Genomic DNA, 26,950 nt, shown 5'->3' with positions numbered 1-26,950 from the left:
CCACATAAATATATATAATTTAGACAAGCTAAAATCACTTTTCAAATTCTACTTAAACAAAACTTTCTATAATTATAAAACGAAATTTGAAAAGCTAAATTAATTTTTGTCGGACGATATTATTCTTTTAGGTTTTTTACTGTAAAAATTCATAACATTAGTATATCAATATTGCTTTTATAATTCAAATTTTTTACACTATTTTATTTCTTCTACTTTTCTTTTATATCATAGATTTGTTACAATATTATGTCATCGAAAACTTCCTTCAGAAACTCCAATTTATTTTCCTTCTTAATATATTTTAATTTAAATGCGAAATAAGGGTTTGAACCAAACTTTAATACTACGCTATTCTTATATTTTTCCATCAATATTTTAAATATATTTTTATATTCACTTTCACCTTGTGCAAACTTGAACAATAATTCTTTTGGAGTTTCTTTTATCTCTTCAATGAATATAGATTTAGCTCTACTCTTTATATAAGCAATATCCATTAAATTATACACAGGTTCTGGTATCTTAGAGTATCTATCTTCTAGTTCTTCTTTGATATCACTATAATCGTCTAATCCCTCAATTGCAGCAATTTTCTTATAAACTTCAATTTTTTGAATTTCATCTTCTATATAATTTTCTGATATAAAGGCATCTACTTTTATATCTAAGGTTGTTTCTATAGGTTCTTTTTGAATTTCACCTTTAAGAAGTTTAACAGTATCTTCAAGCATTCTGCAATACAGATCATATCCTATAGAGGCCATATGTCCATGTTGAGAAGATCCCATCATATTACCTGCACCTCTAATTTCCAAATCTCTCATAGCTATTTTAAAACCAGAGCCCAATTCAGTGAAATCCTTTAATGCTTTAAGCCTTTTTTCAGCAACTTCTGTTAATACTTTATCCTTAGTATATAGCAAATACGCATATGCAATTCTATTTGATCTTCCAACTCTACCTCTAAGCTGATATAACTGAGAAAGTCCCATCTTATCTGCATCATATATTATTATAGTATTTACATTTTGAATATCCATTCCAGTTTCTATTATAGTAGTGCAAACTAATACGTTATACTCTTCTGACATAAAGTCAAACATTTCCTTCTCAAGTTGTCTTTCTGCCATTTGACCATGAGCAATTCCGACTTTACTCTCTGGAACTAACGATTGAACATACTTAGCCATCCTTTCGATATCTTCCACTCTATTGTATACGAAGTAAACTTGGCCGCCTCTACCTATTTCCCTAAGAATTGCGTCTCTTATAAGCTGATCATTTTGTTCAACAACATATGTTTGGACAGGGTATCTTTCTTCTGGTGGTGTTTCTATGACTGAAATATCTCTAACTCCACTTAGCGACATATGCAGGGTTCTAGGAATTGGAGTTGCACTTAGAGTTAAAACATCAACATTTTTCTTAATTCCCTTAATCTTTTCTTTTTGCTTAACTCCAAATCTTTGCTCTTCGTCTACTATTAATAAGCCTAAATCTTTAAATTGAATGTCTTTAGATACCAATCTATGAGTACCTATTAAAATATCTAAATTACCTTCCTTCACCTTTTGAAGTATTTCTTTTTGCTGTTTCGCTGTCCTAAACCTGCTAACCATGTCTATCTTTATCGGAAAATCTGAAAATCTATTTTTTATATTTTTATAATGTTGCTCTGCTAAAATGGTAGTTGGAACTAAAAGAGCAACTTGCTTTCCATCCATTACTGCTTTAAATGCAGCCCTTATAGCAACTTCTGTTTTACCGTATCCAACATCTCCACATAAAAGTCTATCCATAGGTTTATCAGATTCCATATCTATCTTTATTTCTTCTAGTGATGTTAATTGGTCTGGAGTTTCTTCAAACGGAAACTCATCTTCAAATTGTTTTTGCCATTCAGTGTCCTTGGAAAACTTATGTCCTTTTACAGTACTTCTCATTGCGTAAAGCTTAACTAGATCTTCAGCTATTTCATTTATTGATTTTCTTGCCTTTGCTTTTGCTTTTTGCCATTCAGCGCTTCCAAGTTTATTAACTTTAGGTGACTTTCCTTCACTTCCAATATACTTTTGAATTAAATCTAATTGATCTACTGGAACATATAATTTATCACCTTTATCATAAACAATATCTAAATAATCTCTTTTATGCCCTCCAACATCTATTTGTTTAATTCCTTTGTATACTCCGATACCATGATTTGCATGTACTACGTAATCTCCCGGCTTTAATTCCGCAAAGCTCTTGATTTTAGAAATTCCCTTTTTCTTTGCTTTACTACTTTTTAATTTTCTCTTTGCCGCACCAAATACTTCTTTATCTGATATTATACATACTTTATATTGTGGATATTCAAATCCTCTCAACTGATTACCAAAAGTTATTACAACTTCACCATGCTCAATTTTATCAACAGTATCCTTGTAGACACTTTCTATCCCTCTGTCTCTTAATGTTCCAACTAAACGTTCCCCTCTAGCTCGAGTTCCTGATAAAATTAGTGTCTTATATCCTAAATTCTTTTTACCTAATATTTCATCAATTAATAAATCTAGCTGACCTTGATAGTTATTTAATGTTGTCTGAGCTACATTTATTATTGATAGTGGCTTTAGCCAGCCAGAAACTTTTGTCAATGCTTCGATAAAAGCAATCTTTTCATCTTCAAATGATTCTAATACTTCTTCTTTATTTATTAATAAATTTCCTTGCCCGGGAAATATATCTCCTCTTTGAGAAAAAGCTGTGAAATTTTCTTCAAACTCTAAATAAGTTGATTCTAATTTTCCATTACATCTTTGAACATTATCTACTATAAATAAATAATTCTTAAAATAATCAAAAAGACTTTCTGTTTCTTTGGTAAAGTACGGAAGATAACTATCTATTGTTTCAAAAGACGAAGTCTCTTCTAGTAGTTCTAAGTTTTTATTTAATATTTTTCTTAGTTTTTCTACTCTTTCACTATCTTTATCACTTTCAGCAATTTTATTAAACTCTTCCTTAAGTTTATTTCTTCCAACCTCTAACATCTCTTCTGAAACTATTACTTCTTTTGCAGGGAAAATATCTATCTTTTTAACTTTCTCAATACTTCGTTGAGATTCTGTATTAAAAGTTCTTATTGATTCTATTTCATCGCCAAAAAGTTCAACTCTATATGGATAAGTTGAACCTGTTGGAAATACGTCTAATATGCCTCCTCTAAGTGAAAATTGTCCTTTGCCCTCAACCATTTCCACTCTTTCATAACCTGATTGAATTAATTTCTTTGATATATCGGCAAGATTAACTTCATCGCCTTCTTTAAATTTCATGCTGTATTCCAAAAATAAATTATGAGGAGTATATTTTGCAGCAAAAGCTTCTATTGATGTCACTATTATTTTTTTCTTATTATTTAATATTTCATTTATTACTTTTAATCTTGCCCATCTCAAATCTCCAGAGATAGCATCAATATTATAGAAAACCATTTCCTTTACTGGAAAATAATATACCTCACTAGTATAAAATATCAAATCTTCATAAAGATTTTTTGCCTCCATATCGCTTTGAGTTACAACCACAATTGATCTGTTAGTATTTTCAAATATTCCACTTATAATGTATCCTCGACCTGATTCAGATGCACCATATATACCAATAGGGTATCTTTTACTTTCAATCCCTTGTATTATGTCTTGAAATTCTAAACTACTTTCCAAGGGCTCCAATAACCCTTTTAATCTCATCCCATGCACCTTCCTTAAACTGTTGTACTCGCCTTGAATCCATTGAACTGATTCATAGCTGTCTTAACATCATTTTTAATTATTTCCGCCGCCGCCTTTGTGGACGCTTCTATACTTTCACTTAGAATAGCAGTTTCTTCTTTTGTAAATTTACCTAATACATGCTTTACTAAATCTCCATTAGGTTGTCCTACCCCTACTTTTATCCTTGAGAAAATTTCACTATTTAAATGTGCTATAATGCTCTTTATTCCATTATGCCCTCCAGCACTTCCTTTTTCTCTTATTCTTAATTTTCCAACTTCTAGACTTATATCATCATATATAACTAGTATCTCATCGTTGTTAAGATTATAAAAATCAACTACTTCTCTTACACTTTCACCACTTAAGTTCATGTAAGTAGTTGGCTTTAAAAGCATAACCTTTTTTCCATTTATAAAACCTTCTCCATACATACCTTTAAATTTTTGCCTGTTTATTTCAATATTATACTCTTTTGCAATATTATCAATAACTTTAAAACCAATATTATGTCTTGTATTCTCATACTCATTCCCTGGGTTTCCAAGACCTACTATTAAAAACATACTTGTGTCCTCCTTAGCGCTCTTATCTAATCTTATTATTTTTATATTTTGTAAGAGAAAATGTAAATGTGACTCCTATATTAGGATGATTCTTGACCCATACTTCCTCACCTTGTTGCATAATTATCATTCTTACTATTGGCAATCCGAGTCCAGTACTAACTTTGTTTGTTCTAGATTTATCTGATTTATAAAATCTATTCCATATATGCCTTATTTCTTCATCTGCAATTTTAGGTCCATTATTATATATCTCAACAAATACTTTAGAACCCTTGGAATATGTACTAATTCTTATAATTCCATTATTTCCGCAGTATTTTATTGCATTATCTAATAAATTAGTTATGACTTGCATTGTCTTATCTTCATCAGCTTTTACATAACAATTCTGGTCTTTCAAATCTATTTTTAACATTATTTGCTTTTCTCTTATCTTTTGTTCATTATTTATAACACATAATCTAATTAACTCATTTATATCGATCTTTCTCATATTGAATTTTAATTTACCTGATTCAATGGCTGATAAATCTAGTAAATCATTAATTAATCTTGTAAGTCTTTTTATCTCACTGTATACTATGTCTAAATAATATCCTTCTTTATCCCTTGGAATCACTCCATCTATTATTCCAGCAATAAATCCCTTTATAGAAGTTATTGGTGATCTCAACTCATGAGAAACATTTGATATAAAATCTCTTCTATTATTCTCAACCTTTTCTAAAGACTCCGCCATTATATTAAATGAGCTTGCCAACTCACCAATCTCATCACACGATTCTATATGAACTCTTTTATTAACTTCTCCATTAGCAAACCTTTTGGCTGCCTTGTTTATTTCAGCTAAAGGATTAATCAATATTTTCTTTGAAACTAATGATAAAACTACAGATGCAAATACCATTGCTCCTAATGCCGATATCCATACAATAAGATATATTCTATGCAACTGTTTACCTATTGTTGATAAAGGAGCTGTCATGACAATATATCCTTGAAACTCATCATCTTCTAATATCGGATATATATAGGTGTAACGATCTCCAATATACTCTACTGGCTTTCCATCCAATAAAGAATATTTACTATTATCTAGATTCTCTGGTTTATTGTCTATCTCCTTAGTACTTGAAGTTTTGGAGTATATATATATATTATCAAACTTATCAGAAACAGTAATATCAGCATTTGCTCCAACACTTGACATATCCACTATAGCCTGTAATTTATCATATTCCAATGAATTTTTGTTAGAATTGTATGTTTTTATAGATTCGGATATATACTCTCCATCTTTCTGAAACTGCACCTTCTTTTCAGTAAAATATGTTATTCTAAACCATATAGATAATAACCAAGCTAATGAAACTAAAACAATAGTCAAAATAACTATAAATGTTATTATAAGTTTTTGAAGTAAGCTTCCACTCTTTTTCATTTAATTTACCTCAAATTTATAACCAACACCCCATACTGTTTGGATTTCCCACTGTTCTCCACTACTTAATTTTTCTCTTAATCTTTTTATATGAACATCTACAGTTCTAGAATCTCCTGGATAATCATATCCCCATACTTCACAAAGTAATTGCTCTCTCGTAAAAACTTTATTTTTATTATTAGCCAAATAATATAATAGTTCAAATTCCTTTGGTGGCATTTTTATTTCTTCTTCATTATATATAACTTTATACGAAGTTGAATCTATTGATAAATCACTTAATTTTATTACTTCATTTTTAATATTCTCTGAAGAATATCTCCTTAATACAGCTTTTACTCTGGCTAACAACTCTTTAGGTTCAAAAGGTTTTACTATATAATCATCTGCACCAATTTCCAGTGCTAAAACCTTGTCAAAGGTGTCCCCCTTTGCTGTAATCATTATAACTGGAGTTTCCTTCTGTTTTCGTATCCATTTTAGAATATCAATTCCATCTATATACGGTATCATAACATCAAGCAAGACAATATCTGGATTATATTCTAAATAAAATTCTTGAGCCTCTTTACCATTCAAGGCTATCTTTGTATTATATCCAGAGCTTTTTAAATACATGTCTATAACTTCACTAATGTTTTCATCGTCATCCACAATCAGAACCTTGGTTGTAACTCCATCCATTCTTCTTTCCTCCTTAATTTATTACTATTGCATAAGCATTCATATCCTAATATAACATAAATATACTATTTATTATAGAAAACAAAATTATCCTTTAATTATAATAAATATTCTAAAAATATATAAGTATAATAATTATTTAATAGATCCTATTTTAATTAAATCATAAAACTTTTCTCGTTTACAATCTTAATATTGACTTAATAAAATAAATTTATTTAACTATAAAAAATAGAATATATATTTACCCTAATTACTTAGAGTAAATATACATTCCTTTCAATATCTTATTTATTTAAAAACTCTTTAAATTATTATTTATTGTTGACATTCAAATAACTTACTTATTGGTTGATCATCATAAATTCTCTTTATTGCTTCTGCAAATAAAGGAGCTACTGATATAGATCTAATTTTGCTATTATCGTTACCTTCTTTTAACGGAATTGTATTTAATAGTACTAATTCTTCAATTGCTGAAGTATTTATCCTGTCCATTGCAGGGCCAGACAATACTCCATGTGTACAGCAAGCATATACATTCTTAGCCCCTAAATCCTTAAGTGCATTCGCTGCATTTGCAATAGTTCCTGCTGTATCTATCATATCATCAATTAATATACATCTTTTTCCTTCAATATCACCAATAATATTCATTATTTCTGAAACATTTGCCTTTGGCCTTCTCTTATCTATGATTGCTATTGGAGCATGTAAATTATCCGCAAATTTTCTTGCCCTCGTTACACTTCCTAAATCTGGTGAAACTACAACAACATCATCTTGATCTACTAATCCTTTTGATATATAATGCTCAGCAAGTATTGGTGCTCCAAGTAAATGATCTACTGGAATATTAAAGTATCCTTGAATCTGAGATGCATGTAAATCCATAGTTAAGACCCTGTTTGCTCCCGCTGCAGTCAATAAATCTGCAACCAGTTTTGCAGTTATAGGATCTCTTGATTTAACTTTCCTATCCTGCCTAGCATATCCATAATATGGAATAACCGCTGTAATTCTACCCGCTGATGCCCTTTTAAATGCATCAATCATAATTAGCAATTCCATTAGATTGTTATTAACAGGTGAAGATGTAGATTGAACTATGAACACATCATTCCCTCTAACAGTTTCATTAATATCAACAGATATTTCACCATCACTAAAAGTTGAAACCTTAGAGTTTCCTACTGGAACTCCTAAAATCTCTGCTATATCTTGAGCTAACTGTGAGTGCGAATTTCCAGTAAATACTTTTATATTTCTTCCATGAGTTATCATAATTGAGAAGACCTCCTTAAAATTTTGGCTGATTTATTATTAAAAAATTATTTTTTTAATCCCTTTTTATCTACCCATCCACTGATATTTCTTTGCTTAGCTCTTGCAACTGCAAGATCACCTTCTTTTACTTCAGATGTAATGGTCGATCCTGCCGCAATATAAGTATTATCGTGAATTGTGACAGGTGATACCAAATTGGTATTACAGCCTATAAAGCTATGATCTCCTATAATAGTCTTATGTTTATTCTTACCATCATAATTTACAACTACTGTACCACATCCGAAATTACATTCCGATCCCACTTCTGCATCTCCTATATAAGTTAAGTGAGAGACTTTAGTTCCATCTCCAATAGTAGATTTCTTTATTTCTACAAAATCTCCTATTCTTGCATGCTTACCAATTGTAGTTTCTGGTCTTATATACGCAAACGGACCAACAGTAGTATTATCACCAATATTACTATTTAATATAACTGAAGCTTGAACATCTACCTCATTACCAATATTACTATCAACAATTCTTGAATTTTGATAAATTAAGCAGTTATTACCTATCTTTGTATTTCCCTCTAAAATATTATTAGGATATATTATTGTATCTTTGCCTATTTCAACATCAATCCCTATATATGTTGTTCTAGGATCAATTAGAGTAACTCCATTTTCCATATGCATAAGATTTATTCTATTCTTAAGTATTTCTTCTGCTTCTGCTAACTGAACTCTTGAATTTACTCCTATAGTTTCTTCATATTCAGTTACGACTGCACCTATTTTTTTACCTTGAGATTTTAATATTCCTATAGCATCTGTAAGATAATATTCACCTTGTCCATTATTATTTGTTATCTTACTTAACGCATCTACAAGTAGCTCAATATCAAAACAATATATTCCTGAATTCATCTCGTTTATCTTAAGCTCTTCTTCAGTGCAATCTTTATGCTCTACAATTTTTGATACGCCGTCATTCGTTCTTACTATTCTTCCATAACCTGTAGGATCATTAACTATTGCTGTTAATATAGTTGCTGAATTTTTTGCTTCTATATGTTCATTAAATAGCCTTTCAATTGTTGATTGCTTTATTAAAGGAGTATCACCAGTAAAAATTGCGACTACTCCTTTCTTATCCTTTAAGAACTCTTCAGCACACTTAACAGCATGACCAGTTCCTAATTGTTCAGCTTGCATTGAATAACTAACATTTCTATCTAATGTTCTCTCTTTAACAAGCTCAGCACCTTTCCCTATAATTACATCTATATCATCAATTCCTGATTTTCTTATCGAATCTATAACATGTTTTAGCATTTCTTTACCACATACTTTATGCAATACTTTAGGTAAATCAGATTTTATTCTTTTACCTTGACCCGCTGCTAAAACCAGTGCACATTTATACATTATATACCACACCTCATTTATAAATTTATATTAACACGATTATTTACTTACAATAATCGGTTAAATATTCATATCAATTTAATTATATTGGAAAGCTACTCTTATTTCAACCCATTAGTACATTTAATATTTGGCTATAGAAATACTTTATGACAAAACAAAAGGAAGTTATTAAAACTTCCTTTTGTTAAAATCCTAGCCTTCTACAACTTCTTCTGAGACTGCTTTTTCATAAGCTTCTAAAATTGCAGTTTGTATTTTTTCTCTTGCTTCTGTATTTATTGGGTGAGCTATATCCTTAAATTCTCCATCTGGTGTTTTTCTACTAGGCATAGCAATAAATAAACCCATTTGTCCTTCTATAACTTTGATATCATGAACTACAAATTCATTATCAAATGTGACAGAAACTATTCCTTTCATTTTACCTTCTGATGCAATTTTTCTAATCCTAACATCTGTTATTTGCATTTTACTCCACCCCTCCCAGTTGCCTTAAAAATATTTAATATTATATAATTTCTCCACAAATTTCTAAATTCCTTTTTTATATTTGATAAATCCTTATAAAATTTATTTTTTTGTGTAATCTTATACAAATACCAAATTTCTGGGATTGTCCTATTTGAATTTCAGAACAATTTCTATTCACGACAACTTGAAGTAACAATAAATATTTACCATAAAATCAATATTTTTCTTGTTGGGCCTATCTACAAATTTAATGTTCATTTATATGTATACTGAATTAAAAGTATTTGGAATTACGCGGCATCTTTAGAGTAAAATTTTCTGTTAATTTTAAGAAAATGTTTTTGAAGGTTGTATCCCTATAATTGCTGATTTATCAACAGCTTTTAACTCTACAATAGAAACATATTCGTCTACTAATTTTTTTTCAATTTGTTTATTATCGACTAATACTCCTATTCCTACTAGCTCGCTATCGAACTCTTTCAATAAGTCCTTAATACCTATTGCAGTTCCTCCACCCTTCATGAAATCATCAATGAATATACATTTACTTGATGGTTTCATGGACTTTTTTGATAGAGACATTTGTTGCAATCTTCCATTGCTTCCTGATACATAGTTTATAGTAACTGTAGGACCTTCCGTTACTTGACTATCTCTTCTAGCAATAACTAATTGTACGCCTAAATTTCTAGCAACCTCATAAGCTAAAGGAATACCTTTAGTTTCTACCGTTATTACATAATCAATCTCTTTTCCTTGAAAACACGATGAAAGCATGACTCCTGCTTTATTTATTATCTTAGGATCATACATTAGATCCGTCATATATATTATATTTCCCGGTATAACTCTTCCATCATCACTTAATTGCTGACATAATTCTAATGCAAAAGCTTTCTTCTCTTCTTCGCCACTTTGAGGAATGTATTTTATCCCACCTGCTACTCCTGCAATTGTTTCAACTTTACCCATTTCAAGTCTTTCTAGAATTTCTCTAACAACAACAATATCTTCACTTATAGTAGATTTAGCTGCATTTAGTAATTCTGAAAATTTATTTAATCCCAATATTTTATTTGGGTTTTCTAATAATATTTTTGTTATGGCAACTACCCTATTATTTCTTGTAAACTTCTCCATAAAATCACCCACACGAATTTTTTTTATATTAAATCGCTTTAATATTCATATTTTATGCTAATTTCAAGTTAATATCAATATTTTTAGTTATAAAGTTAATTTATATTTATAACTTGTTCACAAACTCGCTAAATATGCATAAAATATTGTGTATTTATTTTTTACTATGGTTGATTTTTTGAAAAATGTATATAATTATAGTTAAAGTATAAAACTAAAAATTCTATACTCAAATTTTGGAACTTATAATAACATTTAGTTTTATTAATTAAAAAGGAGTTGATCATTTGTCTTTCAATTTTATAAAAGATAAAGATAAAAAAATTCATTTCATTGGCATTGGTGGAATTAGTATGAGCGGACTTGCTGCTGTTTTATTAAATAGTGGTTATAGTGTATCTGGCTCTGACTTTAAGGATTCTGCAATCATTGATAAATTAAGATCTTCAGGTGCTGAAATTTACATAGGTCATAGAAGAGAGAATATTAATAATGTAGATTTAGTAGTCTATACCGCTGCAATCCCATCTGATAATCCTGAACTTTTAGAAGCCAAGGAAAAAAATATTGCATTAATGGACAGAGCTGAATTCTTAGGGCAAATTATGAAGGGGCATAAATACAGTGTTGCAATATCTGGAACTCATGGAAAGACTACATGTACATCCATGCTTTCTCATATAACACTTGCTGATAATTTAGATCCAACTATCTTAGTTGGTGGTGAATTAGATGCAATTGGAGGAAATTTCAGAATTGGTAATAGTGAATATTTCTTAACTGAAGCTTGTGAATATAAACGTTCATTTTTAAAATTCCCACCTTACGTTGGAATAATTCTAAATATTGATTCTGATCATCTTGATTACTATAAAGATATAGATGAAATTGCTGATACATTTTTACAATTCTCAAGACTTATCCCAGAAGATGGTTATCTTGTTGGATATGCTGACGATCAAAGGGTAAATGAAATTCTGTCTGAGACAAATTGCAATACTCTAAGTTATGGATTTAGTGACAATGCTAATTTAACTGCTAAAAATATTCATTTCAATACAAATGGTTGTGCCACTTTTGATGTGTATAAGGACTGTAAAAACTTATTCAATATTACTTTAAATGTGCCAGGTAAGCATAATATATTGAATGCCCTTGCTTCGATTTGTGTTTCTCTTATATTTAATATTTCTAATGACTGTATTATTGAAGGATTATCGAACTGCAAAGGAGCGCATAAAAGATTTGAATATAAGGGAAAATTAAATGGTGTAACTGTTATAGATGACTACGCTCATCACCCTACAGAGATTAAAGCCACATTAAGTACTGCTAAACAAATGAATCATAATAAGACTTATTGTATTTTTCAACCTCACACTTATACTAGAACAAAGGCCCTATTTGATGAATTTACAGAATGTTTCAATGATGCAGATGAACTTATACTAATGGACATCTATGCAGCTAGAGAGAGAAATACTGGACTTGTATCTTCTGACGAACTTGGTGATGCATTAAGAAATAAAGGATTGAAATGTATCAATGTTCACTCACATGATGAAGCACTTAATTACGTAAAATCAAAACTAGTTTCTGGTGACTTGCTATTAACAGTAGGTGCTGGTGATGTAGTTATTGTTGGGGAAAAATACCTAAAATCCTAAATACTTAATTTGCTAAATAACTTAGGAGGAATGCTCATGAAAATAGCAATAATTTCAGATATTCATGCTAATGTCTATGCTCTTATTAATCTTTTAGAAGATATTGATATTGAGAAAGTTGATACAATTATTTGCCTAGGAGATTTGGTTGGTTATGGTCCTCACCCTAACGAAGTAATTTCCATGATCAGGAGACGTCATATTCTTTGCATAAGAGGAAATTATGATAGTTCTGTAGTTGATAATGAATATTCATATATAAGAGAAACTCCTATTAATGCTTTTTCTCTTCCTTGGACAGTTAAAGAATTAAGAGAAGAAAACAGACTATTTCTTGCTAATTTACCTTCAACTTTAACCTTGAATATTGCTAATAAAAGTCTCTTATTTGTTCATGGAAGTCCAGATAAAATAGATGAATATCTCTTAAAGGACGGAGATAATACTTCAGAAGTTATGAACTCCATTTCTAACGACGTATTAATTTGTGCACATACGCATATACCTGGAATGAAGGATTTTAAAAATAAGGTATATATAAACTCTGGCAGTGTTGGAAAGCCTAAGATTGGTAGGCCAAATAGCACTTATTGTATTTTAAATATCAGTAAGGAAGATGGAATGAAAGTTCAGATAAAAGAAATTTCCTACGCATATAAAAGGATAGTTAAAGATATGACAATGTTAAACTTTCCAAAAGAATTGATTCAGAGTTTTGAAAACGGCTTAGAATAGACAAGCATGTTAAATAAATACTCTTAATATAAAAAAAGCTTTATTTTTTATAATTTTACTATAAAAAATAAAGCTTTTTTATGATAAATTACATATATTCGTAGTTTATATATTTATTTCACGTATTATTTATACTCAGACGCTCTAAGGCACTGGTTTATTATATGTTTAGGGACAGGTCCTAAGTTGCATTCACAAAAAAAGTATTGTAAAATCTATTTATTATCAAGGGTAATAGGTTACATAAATGATATTTTAAAATAGTGAAAAATTTTTTTCATTAATAATATGTTTTGATCACAAGATTAATTATAAAATGGAGGTCATGCAATATGGCAAAATCAATTTTAATTAGAAGTCTTTACAGAAATACTGATGATTTCTTATCAAAGGAAATAACAATATCAGGTTGGATAAAAACTTTAAGATCATCTAACGCTTTTGGATTTATAGAAGTTAATGATGGTTCTTTCTTTAAAAATATTCAAGTAGTTTTTGACGATAAGTTAAATAACTTCAAAGAAATATCTAAATTACCTATAAGTTCATCAATTTCAGTTATTGGTATCTTAGTTGCTACTCCTGAAGCAAAACAACCTTTTGAAATTCAGGCTAAGAATATTATTATCGAGGGTATGTCAAACTCTGATTATCCACTTCAAAAAAAGAGACACACTTTCGAATACTTAAGAACAATAGCTCATTTGAGGCCTAGAAGTAATGCATTTGCTGCAACTTTTAGAGTTCGCTCTGTTGCTGCTTATGCAATACATAAGTTCTTTCAAGATCAAAATTTCGTGTATACTCACACACCAATAATAACTGGTAGCGATTGTGAAGGTGCTGGAGAAATGTTTAGGGTAACAACACTTGATCCTAAAACTCCTGAATTAAGTAAAGATGGAAGTGTAGATTTCAGCAAGGATTTCTTTGGCAAAGAGACTAATCTTACTGTATCTGGTCAGTTAAATGCTGAATGCTTTGCTTTAGCGTTTAGAAATATCTATACATTTGGACCAACATTCAGAGCTGAAAATTCAAATACTACAAGACATGCTGCTGAATTTTGGATGATTGAACCTGAAATTGCCTTTGCAGATTTACAAGATGATATGGACCTTGCTGAAAATATGCTTAAATATGTTATTAAATATGTTATGGATGAATGTCCTGAGGAATTAGAGTTCTTTAATCAATTTATTGATAAAGGTTTATTAGAAAGATTAAATCACGTAGTTTCATCAGATTTTGCTAAAGTTACGTATACAGAAGCTGTTGAAATACTACAAAAGTGTGGAAAGAAATTTGATTACGATGTATCATGGGGCATTGATTTACAAACAGAACACGAAAGATATCTTACTGAAGAACACTTTAAAAAGCCACTATTTGTAACAGACTATCCTAAAGATATTAAAGCTTTCTATATGAGATTAAATGATGATGAAAAAACAGTAGCTGCTACTGATCTTTTGGTACCAGGAATCGGAGAAATTATAGGTGGTAGCCAAAGAGAAGAAAGACTAGATGTGCTAAAAGATAGAATGACTGAATTAAACCTATCTGAAGATGATTACTGGTGGTATTTAGAATTAAGAAAATATGGAGAAACTAAGCACGCTGGTTTTGGTTTAGGTTTCGAAAGATTAATTATGTATATAACAGGAATGACTAATATTAGAGACGTAGTTCCATTCCCTAGAACTCCTGGAACAAGCGAGTTCTAATTACTTAACTGTTAATTTTATATTATCAATAAAGAGGGGTATATCGATTAATTCGATAGCTCCTTTTTTGATATTATGTAATGATTAATTTAATATATATATTGCAATAGTAACTTTGCATTTAAAATTCTATCAAGTTAGTTAGCAAATTAAGATTTATGAACTAATCCAAAACATATTTATATTAAATTTTTCCACCTTGTATTCTGCTTGAATATCTTTATATGGCTATTATACTTCTATAGATTTATTTAAAATTTATTTCATCTGTAATCTATACTTGAGTATTCTTTTATATGTCTTTTATATGGCAATTAATCTAATATTCGCTTATAAAAACATTACATGTACTAACAATATTTAAAATTGTATATATTGTATTGATTATCTATACATAATACATATTATAATTCAGATATTAGTATAATTTTATTTATAAAATTAATTAAGGAGATAACCAAAAGCTGATTATCTCCTTAAATTTAGTTGATTTTTATTCTATTACTTATTGTCTTCTTCGAATTTTCTCATGAATTCTACTAAATCTTTAACACCTTCAATTGGCATAGCATTATATATACTTGCTCTCATCCCACCAACTGTTCTATGTCCTTTTAGATTTTCAAATCCTACTGCTTTAGCTTCTTTTACAAATTTAGCATCTAGTTCATCTGAACCTGTTACAAATGGTACATTCATTAAAGAACGATCTTTCTTTACAACAGTTCCTTTAAACATGCTACTTGAATCAAGAAAATCATATAAAATAGAAGCTTTTTCTTCATTAATTTTCTTCATAGCTTCTAGTCCACCCTTATTCTTAACCCATTTAAATACTTTTCCGCATATATATATTCCATATGCTGGTGGTGTATTATATAGTGATTTATTGTCTGCATGAACCTTATATCTTAACATTGTTGGAGTCCCTGGTAATACATCTTCTGTGATTAAATCTTCACGAATTATTACTACAACAACACCAGCTGGTCCTGCATTTTTTTGTACTCCTGCAAATATTAGTCCATATTTTGATACATCTACTGGCTCAGATAAGAAATCTGATGACATATCTGCTACTAATATCTTATCCCCAACGTTTGGTAATTCTTTATACGTAGTTCCATAGATTGTATTGTTATGACATATGTAAACATAGTCTGCATCCTCTGAAACTTTTAAATCCTTTAAATCTGGTATATATGAAAAAGTTTTATCCTCTGAAGACGCTAATATATTAACTTTTCCAAATATTTTTGCTTCTGACGCTGCTTTTTTTGCCCATTGCCCTGTAATAATATGATCCACAACTTTATTTTTCATTAGATTCATTGGAATCATTGCAAATTGTTGTGATGCCCCACCTTGAAGGAATAATACCTTATAGTTATCCGGAATATTCATTAATTCTCTTAATGTTTTTTCAGCATCGGTGATGATTTCTTCGAACGCTTTAGAACGATGACTCATCTCCATAACTGACATGCCTGTCCCCTTGTAGTCTAGCATTTCCCCCGCAGCTTCTCTTAGGACTGACTCCGGTAATACAGCTGGTCCTGCTGAAAAATTATAAACTCTTGACATTGAAAAAGCCCCCTTTGATATTTTTATTTGTAATCTATAATATTATAACACAATTTAAATATCAAGTAACAAAATTATCATTTATTAATATAAAAAGTTAATGGACTTATATATACTTAAATCTGCTAAAATACTTAATTTATTATCAATTATGAGTTTAGTATCTTATATCAAATCTGTTGTATAAAAATCTAATTATCAGACCTGTTTTCTAACTAGTAGTTAGTTCTATTTTTTAAATATGTTAAACAAAATAATATATTTTTTCATCATAATACTATAAATACGCCAATTTTACTGATATACTACTATTATGTTTAACATTTAACTAAGAATTATGTTGTAAATTGTACTATAACCAACATTTGAGGAGAAGATAATATGAGATTAATTCCAATTGAATGTGTAAAACCGAATACAGTTATTGGTAAGACATTATACGATTCTGATGGTAGAGTATTAGTAAGAGCTGGTATGGTCCTTAGTGAAAGAATTATTTTTAAGATAAAGGATTTAAATATTTTATCAATATATATAATTGATGAATTTAGTTCTGATGAAATTGAAGATATTATTAAACCTGAATTAAGACAAAAAGCAATTCTAACAATAAAAGAAGCTTTTTCAAATATAAATAGACTTACTGTTGCTGATAAGTTTTCAAAAAAGGAATCAGTATATTTCAATAATATTGAGTCTATGGCTGAAGATTTAATTGAAAATGTTCTAAATAATAAAAGTGTCTTACTTTCACTAATAGACATAAGAAGCATGGATAATTATATCTACTCTCATTCTGTGAATGTTGCCGTAATATCACTAGTCCTTGGAATTGCATTGAAGCTTCCAAAAAGACAACTTCAATATCTTTGTATTGGAGCATTGCTTCATGATGTTGGGAAAACATTTATTCCAAAGGAAATTCTTATGAAAGAGGAAGAACTAACGGATGAAGAAGTTACAATATTAGACCAGCATCCAATACTCGGATATAAATATTTATCAGACTCTTATAATCTGAGCGCTAATAGCAAAATAATAACACTACAGCATCATGAAAGACCTGACGGATTAGGTTATCCTAATAGGCTAGCTAATGATGAGATAAGTACCTTAAGTAAAATTGTAAGCATTGCTAACGCATATGACTCCTTATCAACCGGTAGACCTAATAAAAGAGCAATGTTTCCAAGTGATGTTCTTGAATATTTAATGTCTAATGCAGGCAAAAAATTTGACTATGAAATTGTTAATATATTCTGCAAAATTGTAATTCCTTTCTCAAAAGGAACTTTAGTTGATCTAAGTAATGGTGACATAGCTGTTGTGCAAGAAACTATACCTAACTTCCCACTAAGACCTATTGTAAAAATTCTTAAAAGTTCTAGACCAGGTAGGGTTAACACTGAAATTAATTTAATAAGCGAAACCTCTGTAGTTATATCAAATATAAGATATGAATTATAAAATAATGAATATTAAGATTACAATTGAATAATATTGTTAACTTATTTGGTTATACTAATCATTGGAGGCGATTTTATGAAGGATATACTATATCTTGTAATTCCTTGCTACAATGAAGAAGAAGTTTTACATGAAACTAGTAAAAGATTGCTCGTAAAAATTAAGACTATGATTTCAAATAACCTAATATCTAATAAAAGCAAAATACTTTTTGTTAATGATGGTTCAAAAGATAGAACTTGGAGCATAATTGAAGAGCTTCATTCTAAAAATAATATATTTTCAGGAATCAACCTTTCAAGGAACAGGGGCCACCAGAATGCCTTACTTGCTGGGCTCATGGTTGCTAAAAATTATTCAGATATGACTATATCATTAGATGCAGATTTACAAGATGATATAGATGTCATAGATGCATTTGTAGAAAAATATTATGATGGATGCGATATTGTTTATGGAGTAAGATCCACTAGAGAAACTGATACCTTTTTCAAGAGAACAACTGCATTAGGTTTTTATAAATTAATGCGTATTCTTGGCGTAGACATGGTCTATAATCATGCAGATTATAGGCTTATGAGCAAACGTGTTGTAGACGGGTTAAGTCAATATAAGGAAGTTAATTTATTTCTTCGCGGAATGATTCCATTAATAGGATATAAATACTCAGTTGTTGAATATGAACGTCATGAAAGATTTGCTGGTGAATCTAAATATCCTCTAAAAAAGATGATTGCCTTTGCCTTAGACGGAATTACATCCTTTAGCATAAAACCAATAAGATTAATAACCCTCCTTGGTTTTACTATATTTTTTGCTGGAGGCGCAGCCCTAATTTATACTCTTATAGTTAAAATTTCAGGCCGTACAGTTACTGGTTGGACTTCATTGACCCTTTCAATTTGGGTACTTGGCGGAGTTCAGCTCTTATCTCTTGGCGTAATAGGAGAATATATCGGAAAAATATATAATGAAGCTAAACACAGACCTAGATTTATCATTTCAGATAAATTAATCAATGTTGATAAAGAAAATAAGTAATACAAAGATGACAATACATGTCTTAATTAATCCATGTACTGTCATCTTTATATTACTATTTTTTTATAGACTTAGATATATTTCTATTAAGATCTGATACTGATATAATTCCTTTTTTCCTAAGCATTTGTACATTCTCGAGTATTTCACTAAACGATATAATATTTTCTTTAGTAACTTTTATTTTTAAAGATGCTTTCCTCTTTTTATATTTATACATACTAAAATTTCTATTAATTACTCTAGCAATCATAAATCTATCTCCTATAAAAAAATATCTTATGATAGATTTATCGTATTAAATATATTACTCTTTATTTCTTTTTAGTAAAAATTTGTATTTAAATTAAATGCTCAATGGGAATTACATTGAAAGTTTGTTACTTTTTCGATATGTATTTATTTCCCTCTATATAAAATCTCCATGGAAAATCTATTGCTTCTTCTGCATAATCTATTCCGATTCTTTTCGTTTCCATTATTTTAAACGTATCTTTTTCTCCTTCTTCTATATAAAAATCACCTTCCTCGTATAACCTTTTATAATTTTCCGATTTATCTATTGAAAATGCAATACACAGTTTTGATGGTCCATTTGTAATTGCCTTTTTCTTTGTTTCTGAAAGTTCATCATAATTTTGATTAAACCTTTTTTTTGCAAGATAATCAAATTCATTTAACGGCTCCAATGCTCTTATTAGAACTCCTTCTCCCTTGTCTTCTAATCCACTTATAACATTAAAACAATAGTATTTTCCATAAATGAAATAAACATAAGCAATCCCACCTTCTCTAAATAAAGGTTCAGTTCTTTCAGTCCTTCTTCCATTATAAGCATGCGATGCCTTATCTATTTCTCCTATGTACGCTTCTGTTTCAACAATTTTGGCTCTTAAGGCCACTCCGTCAACCTTTCTTATAATAACTTTTCCCAAAAGTTCCTTCGCTAAAATTAATGCACCTTGTTTATAAAATTCTTTATTTAAAATCAAGCTTCATTCACCTAACTTTCACTATAAGTAATATAACTTATATTGTGATATATGGGCCTATTTTATTACTCCAAAATTTATCCACATAGTTCAAATAATAATCCACAACTTTTTTAATTATACTCACACATTTGTGGATATTTTTAAAAACATCTTATATTAATGTTAAAGTTCTATAGTAACAATTTGTTCTTTTTTTATACTTTCTTTAACATCTATTATTCTTTGATTAGTTGAACCTCTAAACTTAAGTCCATCCGACATCTTACTTTCTTCAAATTTTCCATCTACAAGAACATCAATATTGTTTAATAAATCACTCCAGCCTAATCTCGAATCCTTATTTTCTAAAATATATTCATAAGTATATCCTGTATAGCTCCAAATATTTAAACCTTTTTTTCTAAACTCCTTTGCCATATATGCAAATTTATCTGCCTGTTCCCACGGATCTCCGCCACTAAATGTTACTCCCTTTATAATTTCATTATTTAATGTATCATTAATTAATTCATCTATATCTCTTTGCTCTCCTCCATAAAAATCATGAGTATCAGGATTAAAACAACTTTTACAGTTATGCTTACAGCCTTGTGAAAAAAATACTCTCCTTATACCAGGCCCGTTAACTAAACTCTCATATGCTATCCCTGCTAATCTTATAGTCTTTTCCATTAAACTTACACTTCTTTCTCATCAATCTATTTATATACATTCTATTAGATAATTAATTATAACGTAAGTATAATCACATTTACAAATCACCTGCATATTACACCTATCTTGAACTTGAATTATAGCCCTTAAGCATTTACATGCTTATTTGTATAAAAAAATGCAGAGTCTTAAAGACCCTGCATTTTCACTCTCTTTATCTTATAATTAACTATTTGCTTTAACATAATTAAGTCTTCCGCCTTCTTTAATAACAGCAATTTCTTTCTCTGTTAAATCAACTGTAGCATCAAACTCAGTTCCCTTAGTTAAGTTCTTAACTTTAACTATTCCTGATTCTAAAGCTGCTTGAATGTCTTCCAGCTTCAAGTCATCAGTTAACTCAATCTTGTCATAATCAGCTTCATTCTTAAATTCAATTGGAACTATTCCATTATTAATTAAGTTTGCTTTATGAATTCTTGCAAATGATTTAGCTATAACAGCCTTAACTCCTAAGTACAATGGTGCCAATGCTGCATGTTCTCTACTTGATCCTTGTCCATAATTTCCTCCAGCAATTATAAATCCACCATTAAACTCCTTAGCTCTCTTAGGGAATTCTGTATCAACTGTGTTGAAGCAATATTCTGCAAGATAAGGTATGTTCGATCTAAATGGCAATAACTTAGAATTCGAAGGCATAATATGGTCAGTTGTAATATTATCTTCAACCTTTATTAATACTTTACCAGCTAATTCTTCTGCTAATGGCTTACTTACTGGGAATGGCTTAATATTAGGTCCTCTAACAACTTCAACTTCAACATTAGTTGGTGCTGGTGCTAAAATCATTGAATCATCTATTAAGAATTCCTTTGGCATATCTATTGTTAAATCTACATCTACTTCTGTTGGATCAGTTAAAAATCCATTTATAGCCGAAACTGCAGCAGTTTCAGGACTTACTATATATATTTGTGCTGATAATGTTCCACTTCTACCAAAGAAGTTTCTATTTACAGTTCTAAGCGAAATTGCATCAGTTCCTGGTGATTGACCCATACCGATACATGGTCCGCAACCATTTTCAAGTATTCTTGCTCCTGAACTAATTATATCTGCTAGAGCTCCATTTCTAGCTATCATTTCCATAACTTGTCTTGATCCTGGTCCAATTACCAAACTAACGTCTGGATGTACTTTATTTCCCTTTAATATCTTGGCAACTTTCATTAAATCTTCATAAGAAGAGTTGGTACAGCTTCCTATAAATACTTGGTCAACTTTAATCTTACCAATTTCGCTAACCTTAGCTACATTGTCTGGGCTATGAGGCTTAGCTGTAAGTGGTGTCAATTCACTTAAATTAATTGTTACTACTTCGTCATATACAGCATCTGCATCTGGCTTAAATTCTATAAAGTCTTCTTCTCTTCCTTGTGCCTTAAAAAATTCTAAAGTTCTTTCGTCACTTGGGAACATCGAAGTTGTAGCTCCAAGTTCTGCTCCCATATTAGTTATAGTTGCTCTTTCAGGAACTGAAAGTGTTTTAACACCTTCACCAGCGTATTCAAATACTTTACCAACGCCGCCTTTAACTGTTAATTTTCTTAGAACTTCAAGAATAACATCTTTTGCAGCAACCATTCTATTTAGTCTTCCAGTTAGTTCAATCTTTACAACTTTTGGAGTGTTAATATTGTACGCTCCACCTCCCATAGCAAGAGCAACATCTAATCCACCTGCACCCATGGCAAGCATACCAACACCACCAGCTGTTGGTGTATGACTATCAGAACCTATTAATGTATCTCCTGGTGTTGAAAATCTTTCTAAGAAAATTTGATGACAGATTCCATTCCCTGGCTTTGAAAAATATACTCCATATTTAGATGCAACTGTTTGAATAAACTTATGATCGTCTGCATTTTCAAAACCTTGTTGTAACATATTATGATCTATAAATGCTACTGATTTCTTTGTCTTAACTCTATCTATTCCCATAGCTTCTAATTGAAGATATGCCATTGTTCCTGTCGAATCTTGAGTCAACGTTTGATCAATCTTTAATGCTATAGGCTCTCCTGCCTTTAATTCACCTTCAACAATGTGGCTTTTTAAAATCTTATAAACTAAATTATCTCCCACGTTTACGCCCCCCTATTATTGCTTATTTCTTTCTTCTAATCGTCTATGATACTCTTTATATAATTGAACTACTTCTTTATCAAATAAAGTTCTCTTTAATCTAACTGACGTAGCTCTTACAAGTTCAAGTATTCCTTTTGCCTCATCCTCTGTAAGTTCTCTATTATATTCTCTAAATTTATTTATTATTGAAGCTCTTCCTGAATGCTTTCCTATGACAATTTGTCTTTCAAGACCAACTATATCTGGATCAAATGCTTCATAATTCTTAGGATCTTTTATTGCTCCATCTGCATGTATTCCTGATTCATGTGCAAACATATTAGTTCCAACGATTGCTTTCCATATTGGAAGCTCTCTACCTGATGCTCTTGATACATATTGTGATACTTCTCTAAACATTTGCGTATTTATTCCATCACCATTATATCCGTAAACAAGCATTAATGCCATTATAACTTCTTCTAATGCTGCATTACCTGCTCTTTCTCCAAGACCATTTACAGTTACTCCAACATGCGATGCTCCACCCTTAATACCTGCTACCGCATTAGCCGTTGCCATTCCAAAATCATCATGAGTGTGCATTTCTATATCAAATCCTGTTTTATCATATATATATTTAATATCATCTCTAATCTTAAATGGCTCCATAATTCCTACAGTATCGCAATATCTAAATCTATCTGCACCTGCTTGTTTAGCTGCATTAATATATTCAACTAAAAAGTCTTTATCTGCTCTAGATGCATCTTCCCCATTAACAGATACATAAAGACCATTTTTCTTTGCAAATTCTACGGATTTAACCATGCTTTCTAATACCCATTCTCTAGATGTTTTAAGCTTATGCTGAATGTGTATATCTGATACTGATATTGATATGGCAACTGCATCAACTCCACAATCTATTGATTGTTCTATATCACTGACTACAGCCCTATTCCATGCCATGATACTCGGTTTTAAATTTCTTTTTACAATCTCTTTTATAGCCTTCTTTTCGTCCCCACCCATTGTAGGAATTCCTACTTCTAGTTGATCAACACCTAAGTCACTTAACATTTCTGCTATTACTATTTTTTCTTCATTAGCAAAAACTACCCCTGCTGTTTGCTCACCATCTCTAAGAGTAGTATCTACTATAATAACTTTTTTATTAGTTTTTAAATTACTAAGTGCCATTTTAGTCCCCCCATTTATATTATTTTCTTATTACTTAAAGCATATTTTTAATAAATTAACATTTTTACTGTATATTTATAATATCATATATTAATAAATCTATACAAGATTTATTTTATTTTTTTGCAACGAAACAGCTACTCTCCTTCATGTATTTTCAAATTTTAATTGTTTTTAATGAAAATCCTCTCAATTATTGCAAGTTTTTTTTTTGATGTTGCAATACATTGATAAATTAACAGTCCATTTTCTTTAGCAGATTTACCCAAAGCATTTAGTATTCATACCAAATAATTACATTATATTCTCTATTAATTTCATTAATATATTAAAGTTTACTTTTTATACCTCTATTTTTTAATAATTCTTATAGAAAATATGTTTTTTTGCTTCCTTAATATATAACTTCTGTATTATATAACTCATTCCTCATAAAATTATTTGTTTCATATTGCCTTATAAGCCAATATAACATCTGATGAATTAAATATAGAAAAAAAAGATGAGATTAATAAATCCATCTTCTTTTTCTATATTATAATTTATAAATTAAAAATCTATCATCATTATGCTTTTAGTAGTGATGCCCATGTCTCTCAGTATGTGATATTCTATCTTCTCTTTCATGATACTTTCCAGCACCGAATCTTTCATCTAAACTTAAATATCCTGTAACTCTTGATATTCCTTGAATATTCTGACTGCCACATTTAGGACACTTGTTTTCATTGTTTTGAAGATAAGTACCACATTCTCTACAATATCTTATATGAAAATTAATACCCATATAACTGATATTAGTATTTCTATATGCATAATTTATTATATCCATTATTGTTTCTGCATCTGGTGTGTCATCTACTTCAATATAACTTATATGTCCACCATTACAAAGTTTATGGTATGGTGCTTCAATATCAATCTTATCTTTAATAGATATTGGGTACGAAACAGGTATATGATAACTATTTGTGTAATATTCCTTATCAGTTACTCCTTTTATTAATCCAAATATCTTTTGATCTTGCTTTATAAATTTACCTGAAAGCCCTTCTGCTGGAGTCGCATAACAACTCCAATTTAGTTTATATTCCTCTGTAAGCCTATCGCAATATTGTCTTATATGTTCAACAATCTTTATTCCCAATTTTCTTGCTTCTTCATCTTCACCATGATGCTTCCCAACCAAAGCTAATAATGCTTCTGCAACACCTATGAATCCTATTCCCCAAGTTCCTTGCTTTAATATTGGTTCTATAGAATCATCAGGTTTTAAGCCTTCTGAACCCTTCATAAGTCCTTGACCTGCAACAAAAGGTAAATCCTTAACTTTTAGATTTTTCAAAATCTCATATCTATGCATTAAAGAATCTTTTGCTAATTCTAATCTTGCATCTAATATACTGAAAAACTTATTTATATCATTTTTAGCTTGCAACCCTATTCTTGGAAGATTAAGAGTTGTTGGTGCTATATTCCCTCTTCCCTTACAACCAGGCTCACCATTTACATTTTTCATAAGATAAGTTCTACATCCCATTGTAGCTGGAACATAACCTTTATCGTAATATTCCTTATTAAAATCTGCATCAATATTCATAAAAGTTGGATTCATTCTCTTTGCAGCTACTCTACATGCTAGTTTGTATAAATAAAAATATTCATCATTCTCTTCCCTATTAACACCTGACTTAACTCTAAAAATTATGTTAGGAAAAATTGGTTGTTCACCTTTACCTAATCCTTTTTCATATTCTAAAAGAAAAACTTCACATACTAATGCTGCATCTGAGCTTGTAGGTAAACCAATATTAATTGAACTAAATGGTACTTGAGATCCCGCTCTAGAATGCATTGTATTAAGATTATAAACTACACCTTGCATTGCTTGTTGTACCTTTTTTCTTACTTTCTTTTCTACCATAGCTTCTAACTTTTCTTCTGATACACCTAGTTCCAATAATTCTTCTCTAATTTCTTCTCTAGTTGGCTCTACAAATATACCCATGTCATTATCAAAATCCGGATGAGATTGACCACCAAACATATCATTTTGAGTTGATTGCAATAATATACATGATAATTCAGCAGCAGTTTCAATTCTCTTAGGAGCATTAATTGTTCCATATCCAGTATTAAATCCATTCTCTAATATCTCTTTTGTTGGTATATGCAAGCAGTTTACAGTTAAATTATAGCTATCTAAGTCATGATAATATAAATCACCATTCTCATGAGCCTTTGCCAAATTCTTTGGCATAGTAGCTAGTGTATTCCACTTATTTGATTCAGATGCTATTCTTAATAACTTAGAACTGAAATTATTTCCTACATTTGCATTATCTCTATCAGTTTCAACTCCAATTTGTCTTATAGCCTTCATTAAATCTGATTTTATATCTCTGACTTTAGTTCTTTCACGTCTGTATGCTGAATAAGCGACTGCTATATCTTTGTGTCCCTCATTTCTTAATGCTTTCTCTACAAAATTTTGTATTTGTTCTACAGTTATAGTCTTCTTATACTCTTCTTCTATATAAGTAATCACCTTATGTACAGTATCTAGAACTTGACTTTCTTTTAAATTTAAACCGATTTCACTAGCTGATCCTTTAATTGCTTGAGCTATCTTATCTGAATTAAATTCAACTTCTCTTCCATCGCGTTTCACAACATATAGCATTATTATTCCCTCCATGGCACAATATATAGTATTTTTACTACCGTACTATTATACTGTATTAGGTATTCATTAGCAACACTTCTAATTTTTTATTTTTAAACCACTAGATTTTAATTATCTCAATTTATATCCTATTATCTTTCGATTTATTCAATTTTTACGACTTTTTTATGTTTGACTTATTGTAGATAATCTTTATTGTTGTAATTTACTATGATTTATAGTATTTTTTCATAACAAACTATAAGAAAATTATTATTATATGTGTTCTAAAAAGTTAAATTGAT

20 protein-coding genes are annotated in these 26,950 nt (G+C 29.9%); 5 read left to right on the top strand and 15 right to left on the bottom strand.

What is annotated here, in order from left to right; genetic code table 11:
- Positions 1 to 239: 239 nt before the first annotated feature.
- The 8 genes from mfd to purR form a co-directional block, all read right to left on the bottom strand.
- Positions 240 to 3,740 (bottom strand): transcription-repair coupling factor, encoded by a 3,501-nt coding sequence (mfd, locus tag KEC93_RS00490; RefSeq protein ID WP_077868642.1) that lies wholly within the window; start codon positions 3,738 to 3,740, stop codon positions 240 to 242.
- Between the two features lie 14 nt (positions 3,741 to 3,754).
- On the bottom strand, positions 3,755 to 4,330 hold the full coding sequence (pth, locus tag KEC93_RS00485) for an aminoacyl-tRNA hydrolase (RefSeq protein WP_011967450.1): 576 nt from the start codon (positions 4,328 to 4,330) through the stop codon (positions 3,755 to 3,757).
- 22 nt (positions 4,331 to 4,352) lie between these two features.
- Positions 4,353 to 5,774: a HAMP domain-containing sensor histidine kinase gene (locus KEC93_RS00480; RefSeq protein ID WP_077868641.1), complete on the bottom strand. Its 1,422-nt coding sequence runs from the start codon at positions 5,772 to 5,774 to the stop codon at positions 4,353 to 4,355.
- Positions 5,775 to 6,461, bottom strand: a complete 687-nt coding sequence (locus KEC93_RS00475) for a response regulator (RefSeq protein WP_011967448.1) — start codon at positions 6,459 to 6,461, stop codon at positions 5,775 to 5,777.
- Positions 6,462 to 6,779: 318 nt separating this feature from the next.
- Positions 6,780 to 7,745 (bottom strand): ribose-phosphate diphosphokinase, encoded by a 966-nt coding sequence (locus KEC93_RS00470; RefSeq protein WP_011967447.1) that lies wholly within the window; start codon positions 7,743 to 7,745, stop codon positions 6,780 to 6,782.
- A gap of 47 nt (positions 7,746 to 7,792) precedes the next feature.
- On the bottom strand, positions 7,793 to 9,160 hold the full coding sequence (glmU, locus tag KEC93_RS00465) for a bifunctional UDP-N-acetylglucosamine diphosphorylase/glucosamine-1-phosphate N-acetyltransferase GlmU (protein WP_023976797.1): 1,368 nt from the start codon (positions 9,158 to 9,160) through the stop codon (positions 7,793 to 7,795).
- A 195-nt stretch (positions 9,161 to 9,355) separates the two neighbouring features.
- Complete coding sequence (gene spoVG / locus KEC93_RS00460) at positions 9,356 to 9,631, bottom strand: septation regulator SpoVG (protein ID WP_011967445.1); 276 nt, start codon at positions 9,629 to 9,631, stop codon at positions 9,356 to 9,358.
- A 330-nt stretch (positions 9,632 to 9,961) separates the two neighbouring features.
- The gene (gene purR, locus KEC93_RS00455) at positions 9,962 to 10,777 is read right to left on the bottom strand and encodes a pur operon repressor (RefSeq protein WP_011967444.1); all 816 of its coding nucleotides are present in this window, start codon (positions 10,775 to 10,777) and stop codon (positions 9,962 to 9,964) included.
- A gap of 287 nt (positions 10,778 to 11,064) precedes the next feature.
- On the opposite strand from purR, the gene murC reads away from it, so the two are divergent.
- The 3 genes from murC to asnS all read left to right on the top strand — a co-directional run bounded on the left by murC (position 11,065) and on the right by asnS (position 14,906).
- On the top strand, positions 11,065 to 12,444 hold the full coding sequence (murC, locus tag KEC93_RS00450; RefSeq protein ID WP_077868640.1) for a UDP-N-acetylmuramate--L-alanine ligase: 1,380 nt from the start codon (positions 11,065 to 11,067) through the stop codon (positions 12,442 to 12,444).
- 36 nt (positions 12,445 to 12,480) lie between these two features.
- Positions 12,481 to 13,179: a metallophosphoesterase family protein gene (locus tag KEC93_RS00445; protein WP_023976799.1), complete on the top strand. Its 699-nt coding sequence runs from the start codon at positions 12,481 to 12,483 to the stop codon at positions 13,177 to 13,179.
- Positions 13,180 to 13,511: 332 nt separating this feature from the next.
- Positions 13,512 to 14,906 (top strand): asparagine--tRNA ligase, encoded by a 1,395-nt coding sequence (gene asnS / locus KEC93_RS00440; RefSeq protein ID WP_023976816.1) that lies wholly within the window; start codon positions 13,512 to 13,514, stop codon positions 14,904 to 14,906.
- Between the two features lie 501 nt (positions 14,907 to 15,407).
- Here the strand turns inward: asnS and serC are convergent.
- The gene (gene serC, locus KEC93_RS00435; protein WP_011967440.1) at positions 15,408 to 16,490 is read right to left on the bottom strand and encodes a 3-phosphoserine/phosphohydroxythreonine transaminase; all 1,083 of its coding nucleotides are present in this window, start codon (positions 16,488 to 16,490) and stop codon (positions 15,408 to 15,410) included.
- A 381-nt stretch (positions 16,491 to 16,871) separates the two neighbouring features.
- On the opposite strand from serC, the gene KEC93_RS00430 reads away from it, so the two are divergent.
- Positions 16,872 to 17,957, top strand: coding sequence for an HD-GYP domain-containing protein (locus KEC93_RS00430; RefSeq protein ID WP_077868639.1), 1,086 nt, complete (start codon positions 16,872 to 16,874; stop codon positions 17,955 to 17,957).
- Positions 17,958 to 18,032: 75 nt separating this feature from the next.
- On the top strand, positions 18,033 to 18,998 hold the full coding sequence (locus KEC93_RS00425; RefSeq protein ID WP_023976818.1) for a glycosyltransferase family 2 protein: 966 nt from the start codon (positions 18,033 to 18,035) through the stop codon (positions 18,996 to 18,998).
- Between the two features lie 55 nt (positions 18,999 to 19,053).
- On the opposite strand, the gene KEC93_RS00420 is transcribed toward KEC93_RS00425, so the two are convergent.
- The 6 genes from KEC93_RS00420 to KEC93_RS00395 form a co-directional block, all read right to left on the bottom strand.
- The gene (locus KEC93_RS00420) at positions 19,054 to 19,251 is read right to left on the bottom strand and encodes a hypothetical protein (RefSeq protein WP_023976819.1); all 198 of its coding nucleotides are present in this window, start codon (positions 19,249 to 19,251) and stop codon (positions 19,054 to 19,056) included.
- 127 nt (positions 19,252 to 19,378) lie between these two features.
- A complete protein-coding gene (locus KEC93_RS00415; RefSeq protein ID WP_023976820.1) occupies positions 19,379 to 19,990 on the bottom strand; it encodes a DNA-3-methyladenine glycosylase in 612 nt (203 codons plus the stop codon).
- Positions 19,991 to 20,155: 165 nt separating this feature from the next.
- Complete coding sequence (gene nrdG / locus KEC93_RS00410) at positions 20,156 to 20,665, bottom strand: anaerobic ribonucleoside-triphosphate reductase activating protein (protein ID WP_017209516.1); 510 nt, start codon at positions 20,663 to 20,665, stop codon at positions 20,156 to 20,158.
- A 207-nt stretch (positions 20,666 to 20,872) separates the two neighbouring features.
- Complete coding sequence (locus KEC93_RS00405) at positions 20,873 to 22,795, bottom strand: aconitate hydratase (protein WP_077868638.1); 1,923 nt, start codon at positions 22,793 to 22,795, stop codon at positions 20,873 to 20,875.
- Positions 22,796 to 22,810: 15 nt separating this feature from the next.
- The gene (nifV, locus tag KEC93_RS00400; RefSeq protein WP_077868637.1) at positions 22,811 to 23,980 is read right to left on the bottom strand and encodes a homocitrate synthase; all 1,170 of its coding nucleotides are present in this window, start codon (positions 23,978 to 23,980) and stop codon (positions 22,811 to 22,813) included.
- Positions 23,981 to 24,554: 574 nt separating this feature from the next.
- Positions 24,555 to 26,663, bottom strand: coding sequence for an anaerobic ribonucleoside triphosphate reductase (locus KEC93_RS00395; RefSeq protein ID WP_065416621.1), 2,109 nt, complete (start codon positions 26,661 to 26,663; stop codon positions 24,555 to 24,557).
- Positions 26,664 to 26,950 lie beyond the last annotated feature (287 nt).

This window comes from Clostridium beijerinckii (assembly GCF_018223745.1).
Taxonomy (GTDB): Bacteria; Bacillota; Clostridia; order Clostridiales; family Clostridiaceae; genus Clostridium; species Clostridium beijerinckii.
The sequence above is the reverse complement of the archived record's forward strand: the minus strand, read 5'-3'. Positions and strand labels throughout refer to the sequence as shown.